The following is a 22,311-nucleotide window of genomic DNA, read 5'->3' on the forward strand; positions in this document are numbered from 1 at the left end:
GGAACACAACACGCTCCGTCTAAAGATGGCCACGCTTCGGACACATATGAGCCTGGCATGTGCACTTCGAAGTGCTATGTGATCGGGTTCTGTCATCACCTGAATCATGCCGACCGTGCGCCGTTCATCACGCAGCTGACCGGCTGCCGCACACATCTTCCCGCTCCGGCGCACGACCGCCGCCGGACACCCCCGGATCACCCCGATCTCACATGGCGGAAATACGCGGGTTACGGAAGTTCCGCATGACTCCCTTACGGTCGAGGAGACCTGGCCTGATATCCACCCGACCCGGATTCCGACACAGCGCCCGCACCACGGAGGATCCTTGCGCGTCCGCCCCATCCCGCCCGACTGGCTGATCCACCCCCTGCGCGGGGTGCGGGGGATCGGCGGCCCCGTGCCCTGGGGCGCCGTGACCCGCGGAGCGCTCGGGGTCGGCCCGGTGGTGGCCGCCGGAGTCGCCTCGGGACACACCTCCGCCGGGGTCACCGCCGGGCTCGGTGCGATGTTCGCTCATATCAACGACCGCCCCGCGACCCACAACACCCGGGTCGTCCGCATCGGACTGCCCGCCCTCGCCGGAGCCGTCGGCATGCTCATCGGGGCCTGGCTGGGCACCCTCGGCCTCGGCGCGGGGATCGCGGGCGCGCTCGCCGCCGTCGGACTGGTCTCGGGCGCGCTCAGCGCCATCGGCCCCGTCTGCTCGGCGGCGGGGGTGCAGCTGATGGTGCTGTGCGTCGTCGGCGCCGGAATGCCGCTGCCCGAAACCCCGGCCGGACGCGCCGTGCTGGTCCTCACCGGCGCCGTCTGGGTGATCGCCATGGCGGCGCTGCTGCCCCGGCTGGTCGGGCTGGTCCGGCACCGCCCGGCCACCCGCGCCGACGCGGGCGGTGCGGTGGCCGCCGTCTACGACGCCCTCGCCGACCTGATGGCCGCGGTCGGCACCGAAGGCGGCCGCCCGGCCCGGCGCCGGCTGACCACCGCGTACGACACCGCCTACGAGGCGCTCTACGCCCACCGGCTGCCGCTGTACCGCCCCGACACCCGCGAACGGCGGCTGCGCGACCGCCTCGCGGTGGCCGGAGCGCTCAGCGAGGCGGCGCTCACCCTGCTGTGGGAGAACGAGCCCCTGTCCGACGACCTGGCCCGCACCCCCGCCCTGCTCGCCCGCTCGATACGCACCGGGCAGCCCCCCGGCCCGCTGCCCGCGCCCGTCCCGGACACCGCGGGCAAGGTGGCCGTGCACCGCGCGGTACTGCTCGCCGCCCGGGTCTTCGACGGCGAACCGGCGCCCGCCGTCGGCCCCGTGGGGCCCGGACTCCCGCAGCGGCTGCGCCGTGCGTCCGGCGCGGCAGGGCGCGAGTACGCGGCCCGGGTGGCGCTGTGCGTCGGGGGCAGCACCGCACTCGCCCGCACACTCCCCGGCGACCACTGGTACTGGCTGCCCGCCACGGCCGCCTTCCTCGTCAAACCGGATATGGGCCCGCTGTTCTCGCGGGCCGTCTCACGCGCCCTCGGCACCGCGGTGGGCGTGGCCGTCTTCGGCGCGCTCGCCGCCCTCCTCGGCCCGGTCGCGGGGGTTCCCGGGGTCTGGCCGGTGGCCGTGGCCGCGCTCTGCTCGGCGCTGATCCCCGTCTCCGTACGCCACTTCGCGCTCCAGACCGCCGTGCTCACCCCGCTGCTGCTCTCCCTGGTCTACCTCGGCGGGGACACCGACCCCGAGTACACCCGGCTGATGGACACCCTGCTGGCCTGCGTGGTGGTGCTGGCCGCCGGGGCGCTGCCGGGGCTCGGCGGCCCGCGGGCCCAGGTGTCCGTCCGGCTCTCACTCGCCGTACGCGCCACCCGCGACCACCTCGACCGGGTGCTCACCGCCGGTACCCCCTACGCGGTACGGCTCCGGCTGCGCCGCGAGGCGTACCGCACCCTGGCCGACGCCCGCCGCGCGGTGGCGGTGGCCAGTGCCGAACACCCGCCCTTCGGACGTGACCTGGCGGTGTGGGCCCCGGTGGTCTCCGCGCTGGAGGAGATCGTGGACACCGCGACGGCCTGCGGTGTCCGGCTCGACCAGGGCGCCCCGGCCCCCGACGCGGAACTGGCCGAGCGGCTGCGGACCGCTCTTTCGGACCTCGCCGACGCCGTCGCCACCCGCCGCCCTCCGACGGACCTGACGCTGCCCGCGGGCGGTGTGCTGGAGGAGTGCGCCACCCTCGCGGATGTCACCGCCGGGCTGCGCCGGGCGCGCGAACTGGCGTCCTCGTAGAGCCGGCCGGGGACAGGCGGTGGCCGTGTTCATCGGCCCGGTCCCGCCGGGCCCGGGTCCGTCAGAGCGGCCGTGTCAGTCCGAGTCCGTCAGCCCGGTGACGCGCATGGTGATGTTCAGCCGCCCCGCCGTCAGCCCGGTCGCCGGATCGCCGGTACCGGGCAGGATCCGGGGCACCCCGTGGTAGGCGTAGCGCGAGGGGCCGCCGAAGACGAACAGATCGCCGGAGGCGAGTTCGAGGTCGGTGTAGGGCTTGGTGCGGGTCTCGGTGTTGCCGAAGCGGAACACACAGGTGTCGCCGACGGTGAGGGACACCACCGGGGCGCTGGAGCGCTCGTCCTTGTCCTGGTGCATGCCGAGTTTCGCCTGCGCGTCGTAGAAGTTGATGAGCGCCGTGTCGGGGGTGTAGCCGTCCCCGGCCCGTTCGTCCTCGTACGCCTCGGCCAGTGCGCGGCGGCCCAGCTCCACCATCCAGTCCGGGAACGCGGCCACCCGCGCGCCGTTCACATCGTCCGCGGTCCGGGTGTAGGCGTACGGCTTCCAGTGCCAGCCCACGCACACCGTGCGCACCGACATCACCCCGCCGTTCGGCAGCCCGGTGCGGCGCATCGGTACCGGACCGGTGGCCCAGGCACGGCAGGCCGTGACCAGGCGGCGCTGTTCGTCGAGGCCGAGCCAGCCGGGCATATGCACGGCGCCGGGAGCCACGGACGTCCGGGGCCGGGGGATCAGCGCGTCCACGGGGTGCCACCGCCCTCCGGCGCCGGGTGGGAGGTGACCCAGCGGCGGCGGATGTCCCAGGTCCCGCCCTCGGCGGTGGCCCCGCGCAGCCCGTGCAGCGTCTCCGGACCGGCCGATGCCGGGACGCGGGGATCGCGCAGCGAGGCGAACGCGACGGTGCGGGCCGGATCCCAGTCGGTGCTGTGCCGCAGCCGGCGGCTCATCCGGATCCAGCCCAGCGGTGCGGCGGCCACCACCCAGGTGTCCGGCGCCGGTGCGGTCAGCCGACGGGCCGGACGCAGCCATGACGCCGCGGTCTCGGGCCAGTCCACCACCGCGACGACCTCCCCGCCCAGCTCCTGCCAGGCGGTGCCGAAGGCCGTGGCGGCGGCCCGTGAGGCGGTGTCACGGCTGTGGCCGACGGCCACCGTCCCGGTGCGGGACGCCAGACCGGTCACCAGGCCGATGACGGCGGCGAGTTCGGCGGCGGTGTGCGGGACGGGACACGGTGGCGCGCCGTACGCCGTCTCCTCGCCGTCGCCGAGCAGGGGCGAGACGGGCCGCCCGTCGGGGTGTCGTGGGGTGTTCATCACGGTTCCGTGGTCTCCCGGTTCGCTTTCCAGTGGGCGTACCGCGCGGGGAGGCACACCGCACACGGCCGGTATCCGGCCGCGACGGCGGTGGCCTCGTCCGCGAAGAACACCCGGTGCCGCCGGTAGCCGCCGCGGGCGAGGGCCCGCAGCGCCGACGAGCAGTCCAGCCGTCCGTACAGCCTGCCCCGCCGATGCCCGCCGAGCATGCCCGGTGCCGTGGCGCGGTACGGACGCCCGTCGGTGCCCAGCAGCGTGTATGTACGCGGAGTGGCCGAGGCGGTGGCCAGCGCGGCGACCGCGCTCAGGAGGCGTCATGGAACACCAGGCCAAGGGCGTGGCGGCGGCCGGAGCGCACGGTGCTCACTCCGTGCCGCATCGCCCCGGCGGACCAGCCGCGCGCCGAGCGCACCGGCCGGTCGCGGGTGGTGAAGATCAGACCGTGGCCCTGTTCCAGCACGTTGACCGTGCCGCGCGACTGGGCTCGGGGCCGCTGCTCCACCAGCAGGAACTCCCCGCCGGTGTAGTCCCTGCCGTGCTCGTCGAGCCCGATGACGACCTGCAACGGGAAGACCATGTCGCCGAACACATCGCGGTGCAGGGCGTTCCAGTCGCCCGCTCCGTACCGCAGCAGGATCTGGGCGGACCGGCTCTGCCCCGCCGCATGGCACATCGTGAGCCATGCGTCGAGGGTGTCCGGCCAGGGCGCGGGCCGCCCCAGACGGGCCGCCCAGTCGCGCGCCACCGCCAGCAGATACGGATAGAAGGCGGCACGCAACTCCGCCACCGGGGTGGGCAGTTCATGGCTGAAGTACCGGTACTGGCCGGAGCCGAAGCGGTGCCGGGCCATGTCGACCGTGGAACGGAACCGTGTCTCCTGGTCGTACAGCTCCGCCAGGGAGCGGCACTCCGAAGGCGTGAGCAGCCTCGGGGTGAGCGCACAGCCGTGGGTGTCCAGCTCCCCGGTCAGGGCCTGCCAGTCGGCCGAGTCCAGGGCGCGGCGGACCCGGGTGGCCGTGCTCTTGGTGATCATGCCTTCTCCCCGATGCCCTCGGGCTCCCCGATGCCCTCGGGCTCCCTGACGCCCTCGAGCCGCAGCAGACTGCGCTTGCGCTCCAGGCCGCCCGCATATCCGCTCAGCGAACCGTCGGCCCCGATGACCCGGTGGCACGGGCGCACGACCAGCAGCGGATTGCGGCCGATGGCGGTACCGACCGCGCGCACCGCGGTGCGCGACGCCCCGGCCCGCTGGGCGAGCGCCCCGTAACTGAGGGTCGTGCCGTACGGAATCTCCTCCAGCGCCTGCCAGACCCGCTGCTGGAACGGGGTGCCACCGGAGGTGAACTCGATGTCGAACCGGGTGCGCCGCCCGGTGAAGTACGACCGCAGCTGGTCCACGATCGTGGTGAACGCCGCGTCGTCGCGCCGCCAGTCCTCCCCGACCGTCGCCCCGCCCTTCTGCTCGGGCACCGAGAGCGAGGTGAGCGCGACACCGCCAAGGGCGGTCGCGGACTCCTCGCCCGCCAGCAGCAGTTCGCCCAGCGGGCTGTCGAACATGGTGTAGAGCGTCATGGTTGTGAGCCCTTTCCTGTGAAGTGTCCTGATCGCTGTCCAGTCTGCGGAAATCGGACACCGGATGCTGGCGGGATTCGGACATCGTGGTCATGGTGCCGGGAGGTGGTCAGCGGCGAGTGGCCGGGGTGCTGACCGCGACGCCGGACGGGGCATCGATCGGGGCATCGGACGGGGCGTTCCAGCAGTGGTGCATGGCGTACGAACGCCACGGCCGCCAGCTCGCCGCGTCCTCCAGCCGCACTCCGGCGCGGCGCGCCCCCGCCCGTACGGCGACATCGCCCGCCAGCAGCACATCGGGGTCGCCCAGCGCCCGCATCCGGATATAACCCGCCGTCCACGGGCCGATACCGCGCAGCGCCAGCAGCTCCCGCTCGCTCCGCTCCCGGTCGGCTCCGGCGTCCAGACGTACGGAGCCGTCGACCAGCGCGGTGGCGAGCGTGCGCAGGGTCGCGCGCCTGCTCCCGGGCATACCGATCTCCGTGAACGGCGCGTCGGCCAGGTCCTCGGCGCGCGGGAAGAGACGGGTGAGCGCGCCGCCGGCTTCGGCGAGTGGCTCGCCGTACGCCGCGACCAGCGCGTTTCCCAGACCGCGTCCCGCGGCGACCGACACCTGCTGGCCCAGGACGGCGCGCACGGCCAGTTCCTCCGGGGCGACGGCGCCCGGGGAACGCAGCCCCGGCCGCGCGGCCACCAGGGGCGCGAGCGCAGGGTCGGTGCCCAGCCGCTCGGCGACCGCGTACGGATCGGCGTCCAGGTCGAACAGGCGGCGGACCCGCTGGATGGCCGTCGTCAGATCACGCAGCTCCGTCAGCCGCAACCGGCACTCCAGCCAACCGCCGTCGCCGTGCCGCTCGTCGACCTCGGCGATGCCGTGGCCGTGCGGCAGCCGCAGGGTGCGCCGGTAGGTGCGGGCGCCGGGGGCGCCGATGACCTCCTCCACACCCGTAAGGGCGCGCCGGGCCAGATAGTCGAACACCTCGGTGGCGGCATACGGCCCGCGGTGGGCCAGCCGCAGCGCGACCCCGGGCCGCACGCCGTCCCGCCCCGCCCGTGCCGACCGGGCTGTCCGCTCCGTTCGTGGCCGGGCGGCGCGCAGTTCGCTCGGGGTGGCGGCGTAGATCTCGCGCAGGGTGTCGTTGAACTGCCGCACGCTGGAGAATCCGGCGGCGAACGCGATCTCCGTGGCCTGCATCCCGGTGGTCTGGAGGAGGATACGGGCGGTGTGGGCGCGCTGGGCGCGGGCGAGTGCGATGGGTCCGGCGCCCAGTTCGGCGTTGAGCTGCCGCTGCACCTGGCGCGGGCTGTAGCCCAGCCGTCGTGCCAGCCCCGCCACGCCCTCGCGGTCCACCACCCCGTCCCCGATCATCCGCATGGCACGGCCGACCACATCGGCGCGGGTGTTCCACGCGGCCGAGCCGGGCACGGCGTCGGGACGGCAGCGGCGGCACGCCCGGAAACCCTCGCCCTGGGCGGCCGCGGCCGTGGGGAAGAACCGCACGTTCTTCCGCCGGGGTGTGGTCGCCGGACAGCTCGGACGGCAGTAGATACCGGTCGTGGCCACGGCGAAGAAGAACTCACCGTCGAACCGCGCGTCCCGGCCACGCACCGCCTCGTACCTGCCGTCCTCGCTCATCACCCTCCCACTGTGCGCCATGCCGGGGGAGCGGCGCTGGCGGAAATCGGACACCGTGTTCGGGCCGTGGTGCTCAGCGGGGGCAGCGCTCGCGCGGGGACGCCTCCGGCGATGCGGGGCCGGCCGCAGCTCCGGTGGCATCCCGGGTGCCGGCGGCGTTGGGGGCACCGGTGGCCACCGTCCGCGAGCCCAGGCCACGCCGCCAGGGCAGGGCCGCGACCACGAGGGCCACGAGCGCGACAGCGGCGCCGTCTGCCGGGGGCCGGACCCGGCGCCCCTTGCGGAGCGCGCGGGGGGAACGGAGACTACGTCTCGCTGGTGATCTCCGAATCCGCCGGCCACGACGCGTCCCACCAGGACGCGCGCGACCGAGGCGCATTCTCACCAGAGCGCGCCTGCCGAACACGCCGTCCCACCACGACGGTCCCGAACGCCGAGGAGACCGACCCTCATGACCACGAAGACCAGCGCGAGAACCCCCGGGGCCGAGGTCTCCGACACGCTCGCGGCGCAGGACGCGCTGCTGCACGAGGTGGAGCGGCGGGTGCTCTGGCTGGCCACCGCGATCATCGATCACGCCAACCGGGTGCGGCCCAACCCCACCGGGCTGAAGGTGGGCGGGCACCAGGCGTCGTCCGCCTCGATGACGACGATCATGACGGCGCTGTGGTTCGACCGGCTGCGCGCGGGCGACCGGGTGTCGGTGAAGCCGCATGCCTCTCCGGTGCTGCATGCGATCAACTACCTGCTCGGGGAGCTGGACGAGCGGTATCTGACCACGCTGCGGGAGTTCGGCGGACTGCAGAGCTATCCGTCGCGGTCGAAGGACCCCGATCCGGTCGACTACTCCACCGGTTCGGTGGGCATCGGCGCCACCGCGCCGATCTGGGGTGCGCTGGCCCGCCGTTACACCGACTCCGTGGCGGGCGGCGCGGGGACCGGACGGCAGTACTCGCTGGTCGGGGACGCGGAGCTGGACGAGGGCGCCTGCTGGGAGGCGATCCTCGACCCGATGGTCGGCGAGCTGGGCGAGATCTGCTGGATCGTCGATGTGAACCGGCAGTCGCTGGACCGGGTGGTGCCCAACATCGGCGCCATCCGGTTGCAGGGCATGTTCGAGGCCGCGGGCTGGCAGGTGCTCACCGTCAAGTACGGCCGGCTGCTGCGGGAGCTGTTCGCCCGGCCCGGCGGGGACGCCCTGCGGCGGCGGATCGAGGAGATGACCAACCCCGAGTACCAGCGGCTGCTGCGCTGCACCCCGGAGCAGCTGCGCACCCGGCTGCCAGGCGAGGGCCCGGACGCCGCGGTCCTGCGCCGGCTGATGGCGCCGCTGGACGACGCCACCCTGCACTCCGCCATCCGCAACCTCGGCGGACACGATCTGCGCGCGCTCGACGAGGCGCTGGGTGCCATCGACGACACCCGGCCCACCGTGATCTTCGCGTACACGGTGAAGGGGAACGGCCTGGCCACCGAGGGCCATCCGCAGAACCACTCCTCTCTGCTGTCGGCCGAGCAGATGGCCGAGCTGGGGCGGCGGGTGGGCATGTCGCTCCACGACCCGTGGCAGCGGTTCGCCCCGGACTCGGCGGCGGGGCAGCTGTGTAACCGGGTGGCCGCCCGGCTGCGGCGTGAACCGGTCACCCTCACCCCCGTCCCGGAACTGCCCGTGGACATCGGCCGTACCCCTTCGGGGAAGGCCACCACCCAGGCCGCGCTCGGCCGCGCCCTGCTCGACCTGACCCGGGCGGCCCCGGAGGCCGCGCGCCGCGTGGTGACGCTCTGCCCCGACGTCAGTTCCTCCACCAACCTCGGCGGCTGGGTCAACAAGGTCGGGGTGTGGTCGGCGGCCGACGACCGCCGCGACTGGTTCGAGGACGACCCCGAGACCATCCTGCACTGGCGCGAGCGGCCCACCGGCCAGCACCTCGAACTCGGCATCGCCGAAGGCAACCTGGTGGGGCTGCTCGCCGAGCTGGGCGCCACCTGGAGCCGCTGGGGCCAGCCGCTGCTGCCCATCGGGGTGCTCTACGACCCCTTCGTCGAACGGGCCCTGGAGCCCTGGTCGTTCGGGATCTACTCGGGTGGGCAGTCGATCCTGGTCGGTACGCCCTCCGGGGTCACCCTGGCCCCCGAGGGCGGGGCGCACCAGTCGGTCACCACCCCCTCGGTCGGGCTGGAACAGCCCGGCTGCATCACCTACGAGCCCGCCTTCGCGATCGACGTGGAGTGGACGCTGCTGGCCTCGCTGGCCCGGCTCGGGCGGCCCGACGGCACCTCCGCCTATCTGCGGCTCTCCACCCGCCCGGTGGACCAGGGCCTCGCCGCCGTGCCCGGCGACCCGGCGGCCCGTGAGCGCCGCCGCCGTCAGGCCGTCGCCGGGGCGTATCCGCTGGTGCGCTCCGCCGGGCGGCCCGCGGTCACGATCGCCGCGATGGGTGCGGTGGTGCCCGAGGCGCTGCTGGCGGCCGAGCGGCTGGAGGCCCAGGGCGTCCCCGCGGACGTCGTCTGTGTGACCAGCCCCGGGCTGCTCTTCGACGCCGTGCAGGCACGTTCCGGCCGGGGCGAGGGCGACAGCTGGATCCTGGACGCGGCGTTCCCCGCGCACCGGTCGGCGCCCCTGGTCACCGTCCTCGACGGCCATCCGCACACGCTGGCGTTCCTCAGCGGCATCAACCAGGTGCGCGCCACCCACCTCGGAGTGACCCGGTTCGGGCAGTCCGGCGATCTGGAGTCGGTGTACCGCTCCCACGGTCTGGACGCCGACAGCATCGTCGGCGCCGCGCTCGACGTGTCCTGACGGGCTCAGGGCTACGCCCCGAAGGGTCGCGGGCGAGTGTGCGGCTTGTCCAGCCATATTAGCGTGCACCGTTCGCTCGAACGGCCTAGATGCGCAAATAACCCCACCTACCGGCGTTCATGCTGGTAGGTGGGGCGCTATGCTGTTCAGTGAGTACGCGGCCCGTGCGGCGCTCTGGTTGCTGCCTCCCGGTGTTGCCAGAGTCCGGGACACCGGGGTTGCGGAAGCACCAGGAACACCGCGCACTGGGCGCACCAGGGGACTCCGCTATCGGGGTCCGGCAGGGGCTCTGTGCCGCAGTGTGGGCATGCGTCCATGGGCGTCAGGCTACGCGCTCAGGTCGAACTCACCGGCCTTGACGGCAGTAGCCAGGGTGCGCCACTGGTCAGCGGTCATGGTCACGACTACGCCGGGACGCTCGCTGTCACGGATGGCCACCGTGCCGGGAACGTTGAGCGCGATTTCGGGACAGTTGTTGACGCGCTTGTCGCGGCAAGCTGCCGCCCGGGTGAAGGTGAAGCCGGGACTGTCGGTCATGTGCTCTCTCCTTCTCTTGTAGTTGGGTGCCCCGCCCGTCCCCGGACGGGGGAGGGTTCGTACCCACAAAGGGACGGACGGGGCTGCACCGGATCAGCGACATCCGGCGCCATCCGCTACCGGGCGGGTGTCCTCACAAGCGCCCGGCGGCGGGGTCTACTCCTCGGGCGAGTCCTCGTAGCCGCACGTCCAGCACGGTTTCCACTACCTGTACGGCTCCCCCTCCTTCGTAGGTGGTGGTCCGTTCTCGCGTCCCTGTGCAGCCGTCAAGCGGGCAGTCTTCGCTGTCCAGCACGGCCAGCCATGTCATCTTGTGCCCGCCGCTCATGCTCACCGGTTGGTCACCACCAACACGGCGCACAGCCACAGACCAGCAAGGGCGGCGATGCCAAGCACGGCGGAAGCTATATCGGTCAGGTGGCGCCGGACTGGACTGAGCCGTCTGTGTGCACTCATGCGCTGATCACCTTCTCGTGGTGGTCGCACAAGTTGCGCGTCACGTCAGCGAGATTCCGCGTGGCGTCCGCGGCGCTCTGGAGTCCGCTGCCCAGCGGCAGGCGCACGTGGTGCAGCCCTTCCAGGACGGCAGGGGCAACGCTCTCGCTGTGTTCGTCCGGGCACCGGTCCGCAAGGTCCTGCACCAGGACCCGGAGCATGCCGCGCAAGCCTTCGGCCAGAGTGACAAGGTCTGCGTACCGGGGCAGCGGGGCGCCGAGGCGCAACAGGTCCCGGGCCGACTCAGCAACCGACCGGATCGTTGCGATGTCCACGGACAGGTGTTCGTCGGGACTTCCCGGCGTGATCTCCTCAGCCGTAATCTTGTCCACTGTTGGCGCTCCTCTGGCCACGCCCCGGGGTGTTCGCGCACCGCCGGGGTACTTCGCGTGTGGACCGATGTTTCCGGTTCGTCTTGCTCACACGGGAGTTGACCGGGGTTGACTACACTTAGAGGCATGGCAGTCAACCCCTCCGGCGACTTCGCGGACCTTGCCCGCCGTGCGCTTCGCAATGCCGGGTATTCGATGAAGGCTGCGGCGCGGGAAACTCACTATGATCCTGCGTTCCTGAGTCGCGTCCTCAACCGCAAACAGAAGCCTTCGCCTGCCCTTGCCCGCGCGTTGGACGAACTCACAGGCACAGGCGGCACACTGGCTGGCAACTTGCAACAGGATGAACGTCTGTCCCACGTTGCCGCGCACCCTTCCCGCATTGATGGTGCCGCCGTAAGTGCCCTGGCAGGCGCTCTAGCCGCTCAGCGGCACGCTGACGACATAGTCGGACCGGGGCCGCTAATTGGGGCAGCGGAAGCCCAGCGAGAAGCCTTGTTGCCCATGCTCCGTGACGCGCGCGGAAGTCACCGGGACGCATTGTGTGCTGTCGTGTCGGAGTCAGCGCAATTTGCGGGATGGCTGAACATCGAACTTGGCCAGTACGCACGCGCTGACGTGCTCCTGAACGAGGCAATCGCGCTGGCAGACGACATTGCCGACGGCTCACTTGTTGCACAGGCGTATAACCTGAAAGGGAACATCGCACGCCAGCGCGGACAACACCATGCAGTACACCGTAATTTCGTAGCGGCCTACGTCAGCGAGTCGGCAAAACGGCAGCGAGTTGTCAACGGGGCGCAGGCCGCTTCGGCGCTGGCGCTACTCGGCAGGCGTAGCGAAGCCGAACGGATGCTCAGCGAGATTGAGGCGCTTCGTGAGAAGGCGGTTGACGAGACTCCGCCCGGAACAGCCTATTGGTTGTCGCCTGAGTGGTTGTCACTTCCTATTGGTCACGTGCACCATCACCTTGGAAGACCGCAACAGGCGGCCGAATGCATCAGGCACGGCCTGGACAGCCTGCCGCCGGAGCACAGAAACGCGCTATGGACACGTGAGGCACGTGCCGCGCTGGAAGAAGCTGAGAGCGCTTAGGGATTATTGTCCTTCTGGTCATGAACGTTCCAGCGCGTGGAATGCGTGACTGGCTAAGCCAGACTCCCGGGGAACGCGCGACCGGCCATGACGCAGCCGCGGACGAACGACCGCACCCCGCGGCACTTCCTGCGGAGCGCTCAGCGGACCGCCGGCCCGCCGTCCACGTTCATGATGGTGCCGGTGGTCCATGCGGCCTGCGGGGAGGCGAGGAAGGCCGCCGCGGCGGCCACCTCCCTCGGCGCCCCGAACCGGCCGAGGGGATAGGCGTCACCGGTGCGGCGGTCGTGCTCCGTGCGCTGCTCGTCGCTCATCGGGACGATGTGCTCGCGCTCGTACGCCAGGGTGCGCACCGCGCCCGGGGCGATGCCGTTGACCCGCACTCCCGACGGACCCAGCTCGCCGGCGAGCGCCCGGGTCATCGCGTTGATCGCGCCGCGGGTGGCGGAGTAGGCCGCGGACGGGCGGTCGGTGCCCCCCGAATCCGCCCAGTAACTGGTGATGTTGACGATGCTGCCGCGCCCGGTGGTGAGCGCCGGGAGCAGCGCCTGGGCGAGCAGGAACGGCACCCGTACATTGAGGTGGAGCATGGTGTCGAAGGTGTCGGCGGAGGTCTGGGCGAGCGGGCTGAAGTGCGCCGTCGCCGCGTTGTTGACGAGGGTGTCCACCCGGTCGGTCAGCGCGAGCACACGCCGTGCGGCGGTGCTCGCGGCACCGTGGTCGGCCAGATCGAGGCTGAGCGTACGGACGGTGGTCCCGTGGCAGGACAGGGTCTGCCGGGCCCGCTCCAGCTTGTCCTGATCGCGGGCGATCAGCACGAGGTCGGCGCCCTCCGTGGCGAACGCGTCGGCGATGGCGTAGCCGAGGCCCTCGCTGCCGCCGGTGATCACTGCGGTGGTGCCGACGAGATGGGGCAAGGCCGCGCTCCTTCGGGGGTGGACTTCGGGGGAGGACAGCGGGGGTCCGGACGGGCGGGGAGAGCCGACGGCCGGCTGGAGTTCGACCTCTGGATGGACAGGCCGTGCATGGACAGATCACGTCCGGCTAACCCTTCCGCAGCGTAGATATGTGGACAGACTCTGTCCAATTCTGTCTAGGGTTGAGGACATGCCCTCCGCGGAGCGGACCTACGGCGGCTGACCCAACGCGCCCGGCGCGCGGGCGGGCTCCGGGTCGAGCGCTGCGTCAGGGTGGTCCTCGACAGGACGCGGGCACCGGCGGCCGGTGCCTCCTGACGGGGCTGTCCCCGATCACACCTCCGTACCGCACACTGGTGTGTCATGGAGCTGCAGATCACCGCCACCTCGCCCGAGCACCCGGCATCCCTCCTCGATCTGCCGTGGAACATCCCGCTGGAGCAGTGGCCGGACGAGCATCTGGTCTCGCTGCCCCGCGGTATCTCCCGCCATGTCGTCCGGTTCGCCCGCGCGGGCGGAGAAGTGGTGGCGGTCAAGGAGGTCGGCGAGTGGGCGGCGGTCCGCGAGTACGGGCTGCTGCGGGACCTGGACCGGCTCACCATCCCCGCGGTGGACGCGCTCGCGGTGGTCACCGGGCGCACCGGCGAAGGCGGTGAGCCACTGGAACCGGTGCTGGTCACCCGGCATCTGGTGGGGTCGCTGCCGTACCGCTCGATGTTCGAGACGACGGTGCGGCCGAGCACCATGAAACGCCTGCTCGACGCGCTCGCCGTGCTGCTGGTCCGGCTGCACCTCGCGGGCTTCGCCTGGGGCGACTGCTCGCTGTCCAACACCCTCTTCCGACGGGACGCGGGCGCGTACGCCGCGTATCTGGTGGACGCCGAGACCGGGCAGCTCCAGCCACGGCTGACCACCGGACAGCGGGAGTACGACGTCGAGGTGGCCCGGGTGAACATCGCGGGGGAGCTGATGGACCTGGAGGCCAGCGGTTCACTGCACCCCTCGGTCGACCCCGTGCTCTTCGGCCAGGCCATCGCCGAGCGGTACGGCGAGCTGTGGCACGAGCTGACCCGGCAGTCGGTCTATCCGCTGGCCAAGCGCCACTACATCGACCGGCGGGTGCGGCGCCTGAACGACCTGGGCTTCGACGTGGCCGAGATGCAGATCGAGCGCTCGCCCGACGGAGACACGGTCACCTTTGTGCCCAAGGTCGTCGACGCGGGCCACCACCAGCGCCAGCTGCTGCGGCTGACCGGTCTGGACGCGGAGGAGAACCAGGCCCGCAGCCTGCTGAACGACCTGGAGACCTGGATGGCCAGCCAGGACGACTACGCGCCCGGCGATCCGCTGGGCGCACGGCCGGAGGTGCTGGCCCACCGCTGGGTCCGTGATGTCTTCCGGCCGACCGTACGCGCCGTTCCCCGGGAACTGCGCGGCGCGACCGACACCGCGCAGATCTACTACGAACTGCTGGAACACCGCTGGCTGCTGTCCGAGCGGGCCCGCCATGACGTGGGCCTGGAAGCCACCGTCGAGGACTACACCCGGACCGTCCTGGCCAGACGCCCGCACGGCTGAGCGACCCGGCCGCCCCAGGCGAAGAGACCCGCGAGCCAGGACCGCCACACCTCCGAGGTCCGCTCGGCGTCGGCATCCGGGCCGAGGTCGTGCACACCGAAACCGACCGGGACACCGAAGTGGTCCCGGGCGGTGCGCACACCACAGCGCCCCGCCGGGACCCGGTGTCCGGGCGACGGGGCGCGTGAGCCGTGAGGCGTCGGGAAGAGGTGTCAGGAAGGCGGCGAGGACAGCACCTCGGAGATCGACGCGATGACGCCCGACGCCTGGCTGTTCAGATAGAAGTGGCCGCCGGGGTAGGTGTGCAGGGCGAAATCACCCGTGGTGTGCTCGCTCCAGGCACGGGCTTCCTCGACCGTCGCCTTCGGGTCGCTGGTGCCCACATGGGCCTGGATCGGGGCGGCCAGCCGCGGGCCCGGCAGATAGCGGTAGGTCTCGGCGGCCTTGTAGTCGCTGCGGATCGCGGGCAGCACCATCCGCAGGATCTCGTCGTCGCCGAGGAGCTGGGAGTCGGTGCCGCTGAGCGACTTCACCTCGGCGATCAGGCCCTCGTCGTCCCGCTGGTGCACCGTCTCGTCGCGGTGGGCGGACGGTGCGCGGCGCCCCGAGGCGAACAGCGTCACCGGCACCACGCCCTTCTGCTCCAGACGCAGCGCGACCTCGAAGCCGAGCGTCGCCCCCATGCTGTGGCCGAACAGCGCGAGGGGCTTGTCCGTCCATGGCAGCAGCTCCGGGACCAGGGCGTCGGCCAGGTCGCGGATGGAGTCGAAACACTTCTCGTTCCGGCGGTCCTGGCGGCCCGGGTACTGGACGGCGAGGACGTCGACCTTCGGGGAGAGGGCCTTGGAGACGGGGAAGAAGTAGGAGGCCGAACCGCCGGCGTGGGGCAGGCACACCAGTCGCGTCGCCGCGTCCGGTGCGGGATGGAACTGCCTGATCCACAGACTGGTGCCGGTGGGCTGTGCGGTCACCTGACGTCCTTTCGTACCGCTGGATCGACCGGCCGCCGTAACGGACCGACGTACGCATACCTGGACCTCGCGCGGAGGAGGATGTCAGCCTGCCGGGGCCAACGGAGCGCTGACAACCCCTATTTCAGACGTCCAGGCCCCTACGGGGCGGCCCGCCCCTCGCCCACCAGCGGTTTCGGGAAGCCGGGGAGCGTGTCCGCAGCGCCGCGCCCTCCGCGCGCGCTGTTGCCGCCGCGCCGGTCGGGTGCGCCTCGCGCGGCGGTGCGCAGCGCCAGCTCCGCCAGCGCACGCGGGGCGCCCACCTGCCCGCGTACGCCCGGGAACGCGTTGATGTCCACGATCAGCGGGATGCCCCCGCCCGCGTCGATGACATCCACGCCGTACACCTCCAGCGCGAAGACCGAGCCGACCTCGCGCACCAGCTCCGGCCAGCCCCGCGGCAGATCGCCGAGCGGCAGCGGCAGGCTGGGTCCACGGCCGCCGGGGGCCAGCTCCGAGCGGCGCAGCGCGGCGAACACCGTGCCCGCGATCACCCAGAGCTTGTGGTCCCAGCCGTCGTTCGGGATGAAGTCCTGGACCACCACGGGCTCTTCGGGCCAGTCGGCGGCCAGGGCGCGCAGCGCCGCGGTGTCATCGGCCCGGGCCACCAGATCGTGCCGCCGGCTGTGGCGGCTCTTGACCACGGCCGGGCCGTCGAGCCCTTCCGCCGTCAGCCCGCCGAGCGCCGCCGCCGTACGGGTGGCGGCGAACGGCAGCCCGGCCCGGCGGGCCCGTTCGGCCATCGCCGTCCGGTCCTGGCAGAGTCCGGTGGCCGCGGCCGAGTTCACCACCGGGGCACCGCGTCGCTCCAGAAGCCGTGCGAGCGCCAGGGCCCTGGGCGTTCTGGCCTTGAGCAGATACACATCGGCGAGCGACCCGCGGGAGAGCGCGTCCGGCGTCGCGGGGTCGCAGGTGGCGGGGTCCAGGGCCACCACGTCGTGGCGGGGTGTCAGCAGGGCCGTGGTGTCCGCGAGAAGCTGATGGCCGGGGTCGGAGGTGATCAGGCCGATACGCATCAGCCGCCGCTCACCGCTGTCGCGGGCACGGGCGCCGAAGCCCCCACCGGCGCCACGGCCTCGACGGCCATCGCACCCTGGACCGGGGCCCGCGCGCCGTCGCCGCGCGCCAAGTCCAGTACCGCACGCGCCACCCGCGCCACCGCGTCCGGCACCTCCCGGAAGCTGGGGAAGTCGTTCACGTCGACGACGACCGGTCCATCCGGCCCCAGCAGCACATCGACCCCGTACAGATCGAGGCCGTAGACCGCCCCGACCTCGGCGGCGAGGGCGGCCACCTCCGCGGACAGCGCCACCCGCCGCCCGCCTGCGCCCCGGTGGGGGCCGAGCGGTGAGGGGCACTCGGTCGCGTACAGCTCGCCGCCGACGCAGTACACCTTGAGGTCGAGGCCCGGGTTCGGCACATAGGGCTGGGCGATGAGCACGCCCTCCGCGGCCAGTTCGGGGCTGAGCGCGGCCAGCCGCCGCGGTGAGGACACCAGCCGCACCGCCCGTCCCGAACTGCCGTCCGCGGGCTTGACCACCAGCGGGTACGCCGACTCCGGTATCTCGGCCAGGGTTTCCGCCCGGGCCGCCGTCCAGGTCGGTGGCACCGGCAGCCCGTGGCTGTGTCCGATGGCCGCCGCCAGCGCCTTGTCCCGCACACCGCGGATCGAGCGTGCGTCGTTGACGGTGGTGAGCCCGACCGCCGCCGCGGCCTCCAGCAGTGTCAGGCCGGGGCCGCCGGAGACGGTTTTGAGCACCCAGGCGTCATGACTGCCCACCCGTACCGCGTCCGAGATCCGCGTCAGGGAGGTGCCCGGGCGGATCACATCGACCTGATGCCCCCAGGCGGCGAGCCGGTGGATCACCTCGCGGGGCATCCCGTCGTGGCGATAGCGCTCCTCCACCAGAAAGCAGAGTCTCATCGGCCTTCTTCCTCATCACCGGACAGGTCGCCGCGGGCTGTTGCCGAGGGTGTCCGGCCAGCCGAGATCCCCCAGGATGTCATCCGCCGTTCCGGCCTGATCTTCTGGCCCGTCGACCGCCACCGACCGGGCTCTATTTATTCGACTAAACTTCCTTTACTCTGCTGAACCATGATGCTGACGCGCCGGGAGCGCGAAATCCTCGCGTTGCTGCGACGGGATCCGCTGGCCGGACCCCAGGCCATCGCCGACGCCCTCGGGACCACCCGGGCGGCGGTCAACGTCCATCTGTCGAACCTGGGCAAGAAGGGCGCCGTCCTGGGCCGCGGCTACATCCTGCGCCAGGAGAACGCGGTGGTGGTCATCGGCGGCGCCAACGTGGACGTCAAGGTGCGCAGCCTCGCCCCGGTCGCGTACCACACCAGCAACCCCGGCCGGTCCCACACCAGCCCCGGCGGGGTGGCCCGCAACATCGCCGAGAACCTGGCACGGCTGGGCACCCCCACCCATCTCATCGCCGCCGTCGGCCAGGACGCGGCGGGGGAGCGGCTGCTGAGCGAGACCCGGGCCACCGGGGTGCGGGTGGACCATGTGCACCGCAGCACCCATCCCACCGGCACCTACACGGCGGTGCTGGACGCCGACGGCGATCTGGTGGTGGCCATCGCCGACATGGCCGCGACCGACGGGCTGAGCCCGGGACACCTGCACCACGCACGGGAGCTCATCGGTCACGCGAGCATGCTGGTACTCGACGGCAATCTCTCCCCCCAGGTGCTGTCCTACGCGCTGGACATCGCGTCCGCCACCGGTGTCCAGACCCTGGTCGACCCGGTGAGCGTCCCCAAGGCGGCGCTGCTCGCCCCGCTGTTCTCCGGCGAGCGCCCGGTGTTCGCCGTCACCCCCAACCTGGCCGAGCTCGGCGCCCTGACCGGCCACCCGGTCGGCGGGGACGACCGTGAACTGCTCGCTGCCGTGGCCACCCTCCACGAGCGCGGCGTCCAGCAGGTGTGGGTACGGCTCGGGGAGCGCGGCAGCCTGCTCAGCACCACCGGCGCGGGCCACACCTTCCTCGAAGCGCCGGAGGCCGAGGTGCACGACGTCACCGGCGCCGGTGACGCCATGCTCGGCGCCTTCGTCCACGCCCTGCTCACCGGTGCCGAACCGGCCGGGGCCGCCCGCTTCGGCCACGCCGCGGCCGCGCTGACCGTGGCCACCACCGCCACCGTACGACCCGACCTGACCCCGCGTCTGATCGAGGACGCGCTGAACGCCCCCCTCCGGAGGACCCCATGACCAGCCCTCACCCCCGGCTCACCCTCGCCGAGGAGGTCCGGGACGCGCTGCGCGACGGCCGCCCCGTGGTCGCGCTGGAGTCCACGATCATCAGCCACGGGATGCCGTATCCGCAGAACGTGGAGATGGCCACCGAGGTCGAGGAGATCATCCGCGCCCAGGGCGCCGTCCCCGCCACCATCGCCGTGCTGCACGGCAGGCCCCGCGTCGGGCTGGGCCGGGACGACCTCGAACTGCTCGCCACCAGCCCCGAGGTGGGCAAGGTCAGTGTGCGCGACCTGGCCCAGGTGATGGCGCGCGGCGGCCACGGCGCGACCACCGTGGCGAGCACGATGCGGCTCGCGTCGCTCGCCGGTATCAAGGTGTTCGTCACCGGTGGCATCGGCGGAGTGCACCGCGGGGCGCAGACCTCCTTCGACATCAGCGCCGACCTCACCGAACTCGCCACCACACCGGTCGCGGTCATCAGCGCCGGGGTGAAGAGCATCCTCGACATCGGGCTGACGCTGGAGACCCTGGAGACCCTGGGGGTGCCCGTCCTCGGCTACGGCACGGACGACTTCCCCGCCTTCTACTCCCGGGTGAGCGGCTTCCCCTCCCCGCTGCGCGCCGACTCCCCCGAGGAGATCGCCGCCATCATGCGCGCCCAGTGGGACCTGGGCCTGACGGCGGGGCTGTCCATCGCCAACCCGGTGCCCGAGACCGACGAGATCCCCGCCGAGCGCATCGACGGCATCATCGAGCGGGCGCTCGCCGAGATGACGGAAGCGGGGGTCACCGGCAAGGACACCACCCCTTATCTACTCGGCCGGATCGTCGAGCTGACGAAGGGGGAGAGCCTGCGCACCAATATCGCCCTCGTCAAGAACAACGCGCGGCTGGGGGCGCGGATCGCCATCAGCTACGCCGGGGCGGGGGCGGACACCTAGGCGCTACCGGCCCCCGGCGCTACAGCGAGCGGGTCTCGGTGAGGACGACCCGGCCGCCGATCTCGATGGAGCCGTCCGGCTGGGGGCTGGTGAGGATCTGCGCCCCCGCCCCCTGTGTGATGTTGAGGGCGCGGCCCAGCTCGCTCGACAGGGTCAGCGCGGCCGAGCCGGTGGCCTCGTCCTCGACGATCGCGTCGCCCCGGCGCGGGAAGCCACGGGCCCGGACCCGCCCGGCCCGTTCGTCCAGCCACGCCCAGGCGTACAGCCAGCCCTCGCCCTCCGGCGGGGCGGGGAGGGCGTCGACCTCGGCCGCCGAGGCGTACTGATGCGTGCGCCGCCCCGAGGCCCACTCGGGGCGGCCGGTGATCCAGGTGAACTCGCCGTCCTGGCGGGCGAAGACCTCACCGGCGGGCGGCAGCAGCTCGGGCAGATCCAGCAGCCAGGCCGTGCCCACCAGGGGATGACCGGCGAAGGGCAGCCGGGCGCTCGGGGTGTAGATGTCCACGACGCCGCGCTCCGGGTCGTCGACGAACACGGTCTCGCTGAACCCCAGTCGGGCGGCGAGCCGTTGCCGCTCCCGCTCACCGGTCACCGCGCGGCCGTCGCGCAGCACACCGAGTACGTTGCCGTCGCGGCCGGAGGGACCGCAGAACACCCTGAGCACGTCGAGATCCGTCACCCCGGCATTCAAACATGATCGCCGGGCGGGACGTCCCGCCGTCCGGGGGCGGCCCATCGGGCCGGAAACCGGTTGCCGGGCCGGCCCGGACGGTGCTGGGGTGAGCCCATGGATCGTGACGCGGTACTGGCCCTGTACAACCGGCGGATGCGCCGGGGAGCCCTGCCCGACGGCCCCGGTGCGCGGATCGAGCGCGCGGGCGCGGTGGTGCGCCAGACCGGCGGCCGCGCGGACTGGAACGGTGTCCTGTGGTCCGATCTGGACCCGTCCACCGCGGATGCGGTGATCGAAGCGCAGATACGCCATTTCACGGCCCTGGGCCACGAGTTCGAGTGGAAGCTGTACGCGCACGACCGGCCGGACGACCTCGCGACGCGGCTCCGGGCGGCCGGGTTCACCGCCGGGCCCGAGGAGACCCTGATGGTCGCCAGGACCGGCGATCTGGGTGCCGGGGGCGGGCCGCCCGAGGGCGTGCAGCTGTGCCCGGTGATCGACGCGGCCGGTGTGGAGGCGGTGTCCGACGTCCACGCGCGGGTCTTCGGCCCCGACGGCGGGCGCCTCGAACGCCGGCTGCTCGCCCGGCTCGCCGAGGCACCGGACACGGCCGTCGCGGTCCTCGCCGTGGCCGGTGACCGCCCGGTGAGCGCGGCACGGCTGGAACTGCCGCCGGGCGCCCCGTTCGCCGGACTCTGGGGTGGCGGAACGGTGCCGGACTGGCGCGGCCGGGGTGTCTACCGTTCCCTGGTCGCGTTCCGCGCCCGTGTCGCGGCCGACCGCGGTTACCCGTGGCTCCAGGTCGACGCGTCCGACCTGAGCCGCCCGGTGCTGCGACGGCTCGGCTTCGTGCCCCTGACCACCACGACCCCGTTCGTCCATCCTAACTGGCCCCCATTGTCGGTGGGGTGTTCTACGGTCGAGCCATGACGATGTCCGACGATGTCCGTGAGATCGCTCTGTCGCTGCCCGAGACGACGGAGAAGGTCGCCTGGTCCATGCCCACGTTCCGGGTCGCCGGGAAGATGTTCGCCACCCTTCCCGAGGACGAGACCTCGATGGCCGTCCGATGCCCGAAGGAGGAGCGCGACGAACTCGTGCTCGCCGAGCCCGAGAAGTTCTGGATCGCCGACCACGAGGCCTGGTTCGCCTGGGTCCGGGTCCGGCTCGCCGCGCTGGACGACCGCGAGGAGTTGCGGGACATCCTCCTCGACTCCTGGCGGCAGGCCGCCCCCGGCAGACTGCTGGACTGACCCCGGGCTCCGGACCGCCGGTCGCGCCGCTCACCGGACCGACCGCACCGCCCTCCCCGCGTCCGCACCACTCCTCGAAATGTGCCGGTATCTCCGTTCGAGGGCGTCACCGACACGGGTGAAAGCGGGGCCACTTCCGGGCTATCGGAGTGCTGGATTCCGCTGAGCGGGGTTCCCTGGAGAGGGATCGGCAAGGGAGGCCGCATGGTGCACGGCCACAGGACGAGCCGCTCCGCGGAGCGCCGCGGACCCTGCGCGACCGTACTGGTCGCGCTGCTGGCGATGACACTCCTGCACACCCTGCTGTCCCTCGGCGCCTCCCCGACCCCGCCCGCTGACCTGGGCTATTGCGGTGCCCTCCGCGCCCCGGCCCCGGTCCCCGCCGCACCGCGCGCCGAGGAGGAGTCCTCCGACGCGTCGCGGCCCGCCGCGCAGCCGGTCCGGGACGCCTACGGCCATCCCGCCGGCCACGCCGGGCACGCCGGTCATGTCGGACGGACCTGCGCCACCTCGGCCCCCGGCGCCCGCTCGGCGCCGACCGCGCCGGGCCATGTGGTGCTCGCCGCGGTCCGCGGTCGGCTCGCCGACCACACCTCCGGCACCGGCATCTCCGTCGCCGGGTCGGAGACGCCCGCCGCCCAGTTCTCCTCGCGCAGCGTCGTTCTGCGCTGCTGACCGGCCCCGGGCC

At 72.5% G+C, this 22,311-nt stretch carries 23 protein-coding genes; 9 read left to right on the forward strand and 14 right to left on the reverse strand.

Annotation, left to right across the window (positions count from 1 at the left end; translation table 11 throughout):
* The first annotated feature begins 328 nt into the window (after nucleotides 1-328).
* Nucleotides 329-2,266, forward strand: coding sequence for an FUSC family protein (locus HUT19_RS37720; protein ID WP_176185276.1), 1,938 nt, complete (start codon nucleotides 329-331; stop codon nucleotides 2,264-2,266).
* Nucleotides 2,267-2,341: 75 nt separating this feature from the next.
* Here HUT19_RS37720 and HUT19_RS37725 read toward each other — a convergent pair whose 3' ends face one another.
* From HUT19_RS37725 to HUT19_RS37750, 6 genes are all read right to left on the reverse strand, one after another.
* The gene (locus tag HUT19_RS37725; RefSeq protein ID WP_254886000.1) at nucleotides 2,342-3,007 is read right to left on the reverse strand and encodes an alpha-ketoglutarate-dependent dioxygenase AlkB; all 666 of its coding nucleotides are present in this window, start codon (nucleotides 3,005-3,007) and stop codon (nucleotides 2,342-2,344) included.
* Complete coding sequence (locus HUT19_RS37730; RefSeq protein WP_254886001.1) at nucleotides 2,995-3,576, reverse strand: hypothetical protein; 582 nt, start codon at nucleotides 3,574-3,576, stop codon at nucleotides 2,995-2,997. Before HUT19_RS37730 ends, HUT19_RS37725 begins: the two co-directional genes overlap by 13 nt.
* Nucleotides 3,576-3,785, reverse strand: coding sequence for an Ada metal-binding domain-containing protein (locus HUT19_RS37735; RefSeq protein ID WP_176185280.1), 210 nt, complete (start codon nucleotides 3,783-3,785; stop codon nucleotides 3,576-3,578). The genes HUT19_RS37730 and HUT19_RS37735 overlap by 1 nt, the downstream gene beginning before the upstream one ends.
* Before the next feature lie 95 nt (nucleotides 3,786-3,880).
* Nucleotides 3,881-4,609 carry a 2OG-Fe(II) oxygenase gene (locus HUT19_RS37740; protein ID WP_176185282.1) on the reverse strand — a complete coding sequence of 243 codons (729 nt, stop codon included), beginning with the start codon at nucleotides 4,607-4,609 and terminating at the stop codon, nucleotides 3,881-3,883.
* Nucleotides 4,606-5,148, reverse strand: a complete 543-nt coding sequence (locus HUT19_RS37745) for a methylated-DNA--[protein]-cysteine S-methyltransferase (RefSeq protein WP_176185284.1) — start codon at nucleotides 5,146-5,148, stop codon at nucleotides 4,606-4,608. The genes HUT19_RS37740 and HUT19_RS37745 overlap by 4 nt, the downstream gene beginning before the upstream one ends.
* Nucleotides 5,149-5,257: 109 nt before the next feature.
* Nucleotides 5,258-6,784 (reverse strand): AlkA N-terminal domain-containing protein, encoded by a 1,527-nt coding sequence (locus HUT19_RS37750; protein WP_176187784.1) that lies wholly within the window; start codon nucleotides 6,782-6,784, stop codon nucleotides 5,258-5,260.
* A gap of 451 nt (nucleotides 6,785-7,235) precedes the next feature.
* On the opposite strand from HUT19_RS37750, the gene HUT19_RS37755 reads away from it, so the two are divergent.
* Entirely contained in the window at nucleotides 7,236-9,584 is a 2,349-nt protein-coding gene (locus HUT19_RS37755; RefSeq protein ID WP_176185286.1) for a pyruvate dehydrogenase, read from the forward strand.
* A gap of 327 nt (nucleotides 9,585-9,911) precedes the next feature.
* Here the strand turns inward: HUT19_RS37755 and HUT19_RS37760 are convergent, their stop codons facing one another.
* Both HUT19_RS37760 and HUT19_RS37765 read right to left on the reverse strand, forming a co-directional pair.
* On the reverse strand, nucleotides 9,912-10,121 hold the full coding sequence (locus HUT19_RS37760) for a DUF397 domain-containing protein (RefSeq protein WP_176185288.1): 210 nt from the start codon (nucleotides 10,119-10,121) through the stop codon (nucleotides 9,912-9,914).
* A gap of 452 nt (nucleotides 10,122-10,573) precedes the next feature.
* Nucleotides 10,574-10,948, reverse strand: a complete 375-nt coding sequence (locus tag HUT19_RS37765) for a DUF6415 family natural product biosynthesis protein (protein WP_176185290.1) — start codon at nucleotides 10,946-10,948, stop codon at nucleotides 10,574-10,576.
* 126 nt (nucleotides 10,949-11,074) lie between these two features.
* Here HUT19_RS37765 and HUT19_RS37770 point away from each other — a divergent pair, with 126 nt between their 5' ends.
* Nucleotides 11,075-12,043: a helix-turn-helix transcriptional regulator gene (locus tag HUT19_RS37770; RefSeq protein WP_176185292.1), complete on the forward strand. Its 969-nt coding sequence runs from the start codon at nucleotides 11,075-11,077 to the stop codon at nucleotides 12,041-12,043.
* A 140-nt stretch (nucleotides 12,044-12,183) separates the two neighbouring features.
* Here the strand turns inward: HUT19_RS37770 and HUT19_RS37775 are convergent, their stop codons facing one another.
* A complete protein-coding gene (locus tag HUT19_RS37775; protein ID WP_176185294.1) occupies nucleotides 12,184-12,960 on the reverse strand; it encodes an SDR family NAD(P)-dependent oxidoreductase in 777 nt (258 codons plus the stop codon).
* 363 nt (nucleotides 12,961-13,323) lie between these two features.
* Here HUT19_RS37775 and HUT19_RS37780 point away from each other — a divergent pair, with 363 nt between their 5' ends.
* A complete protein-coding gene (locus HUT19_RS37780; protein WP_176185296.1) occupies nucleotides 13,324-14,538 on the forward strand; it encodes a DUF4032 domain-containing protein in 1,215 nt (404 codons plus the stop codon).
* On the opposite strand, the gene HUT19_RS37785 is transcribed toward HUT19_RS37780, so the two are convergent.
* The 4 genes from HUT19_RS37785 to HUT19_RS37800 form a co-directional block, all read right to left on the reverse strand.
* Nucleotides 14,499-14,678 (reverse strand): hypothetical protein, encoded by a 180-nt coding sequence (locus HUT19_RS37785; RefSeq protein WP_176185298.1) that lies wholly within the window; start codon nucleotides 14,676-14,678, stop codon nucleotides 14,499-14,501. The two genes, HUT19_RS37780 and HUT19_RS37785, sit on opposite strands and share 40 nt — an antisense overlap.
* Before the next feature lie 72 nt (nucleotides 14,679-14,750).
* The gene (locus tag HUT19_RS37790) at nucleotides 14,751-15,509 is read right to left on the reverse strand and encodes a thioesterase II family protein (RefSeq protein WP_176185300.1); all 759 of its coding nucleotides are present in this window, start codon (nucleotides 15,507-15,509) and stop codon (nucleotides 14,751-14,753) included.
* Between the two features lie 140 nt (nucleotides 15,510-15,649).
* A complete protein-coding gene (locus HUT19_RS37795) occupies nucleotides 15,650-16,564 on the reverse strand; it encodes a RimK family alpha-L-glutamate ligase (protein WP_254886002.1) in 915 nt (304 codons plus the stop codon).
* Nucleotides 16,564-17,472, reverse strand: a complete 909-nt coding sequence (locus tag HUT19_RS37800) for a RimK family alpha-L-glutamate ligase (RefSeq protein WP_176185302.1) — start codon at nucleotides 17,470-17,472, stop codon at nucleotides 16,564-16,566. The genes HUT19_RS37795 and HUT19_RS37800 overlap by 1 nt, the downstream gene beginning before the upstream one ends.
* 171 nt (nucleotides 17,473-17,643) lie before the next feature.
* Between HUT19_RS37800 and HUT19_RS37805 the strand changes: the two genes are divergently transcribed.
* Entirely contained in the window at nucleotides 17,644-18,768 is a 1,125-nt protein-coding gene (locus HUT19_RS37805) for a carbohydrate kinase (protein ID WP_176185304.1), read from the forward strand.
* Complete coding sequence (locus tag HUT19_RS37810; protein WP_176185306.1) at nucleotides 18,765-19,697, forward strand: pseudouridine-5'-phosphate glycosidase; 933 nt, start codon at nucleotides 18,765-18,767, stop codon at nucleotides 19,695-19,697. The genes HUT19_RS37805 and HUT19_RS37810 overlap by 4 nt, the downstream gene beginning before the upstream one ends.
* Nucleotides 19,698-19,716: 19 nt before the next feature.
* Here the strand turns inward: HUT19_RS37810 and HUT19_RS37815 are convergent, their stop codons facing one another.
* Nucleotides 19,717-20,376 (reverse strand): PhzF family phenazine biosynthesis protein, encoded by a 660-nt coding sequence (locus HUT19_RS37815; protein ID WP_254886003.1) that lies wholly within the window; start codon nucleotides 20,374-20,376, stop codon nucleotides 19,717-19,719.
* 108 nt (nucleotides 20,377-20,484) lie between these two features.
* Here HUT19_RS37815 and HUT19_RS37820 point away from each other — a divergent pair, with 108 nt between their 5' ends.
* The 3 genes from HUT19_RS37820 to HUT19_RS37830 all read left to right on the forward strand — a co-directional run bounded on the left by HUT19_RS37820 (nucleotide 20,485) and on the right by HUT19_RS37830 (nucleotide 22,298).
* Nucleotides 20,485-21,300, forward strand: coding sequence for a GNAT family N-acetyltransferase (locus HUT19_RS37820; protein WP_176185310.1), 816 nt, complete (start codon nucleotides 20,485-20,487; stop codon nucleotides 21,298-21,300).
* Nucleotides 21,297-21,623, forward strand: coding sequence for an MmcQ/YjbR family DNA-binding protein (locus tag HUT19_RS37825; RefSeq protein WP_176185312.1), 327 nt, complete (start codon nucleotides 21,297-21,299; stop codon nucleotides 21,621-21,623). Before HUT19_RS37820 ends, HUT19_RS37825 begins: the two co-directional genes overlap by 4 nt.
* A 204-nt stretch (nucleotides 21,624-21,827) precedes the next feature.
* The gene (locus HUT19_RS37830; protein ID WP_176185314.1) at nucleotides 21,828-22,298 is read left to right on the forward strand and encodes a hypothetical protein; all 471 of its coding nucleotides are present in this window, start codon (nucleotides 21,828-21,830) and stop codon (nucleotides 22,296-22,298) included.
* Nucleotides 22,299-22,311 lie beyond the last annotated feature (13 nt).

Source organism: Streptomyces sp. NA02950 (assembly GCF_013364155.1).
Classification (GTDB): Bacteria; Actinomycetota; Actinomycetes; order Streptomycetales; family Streptomycetaceae; genus Streptomyces.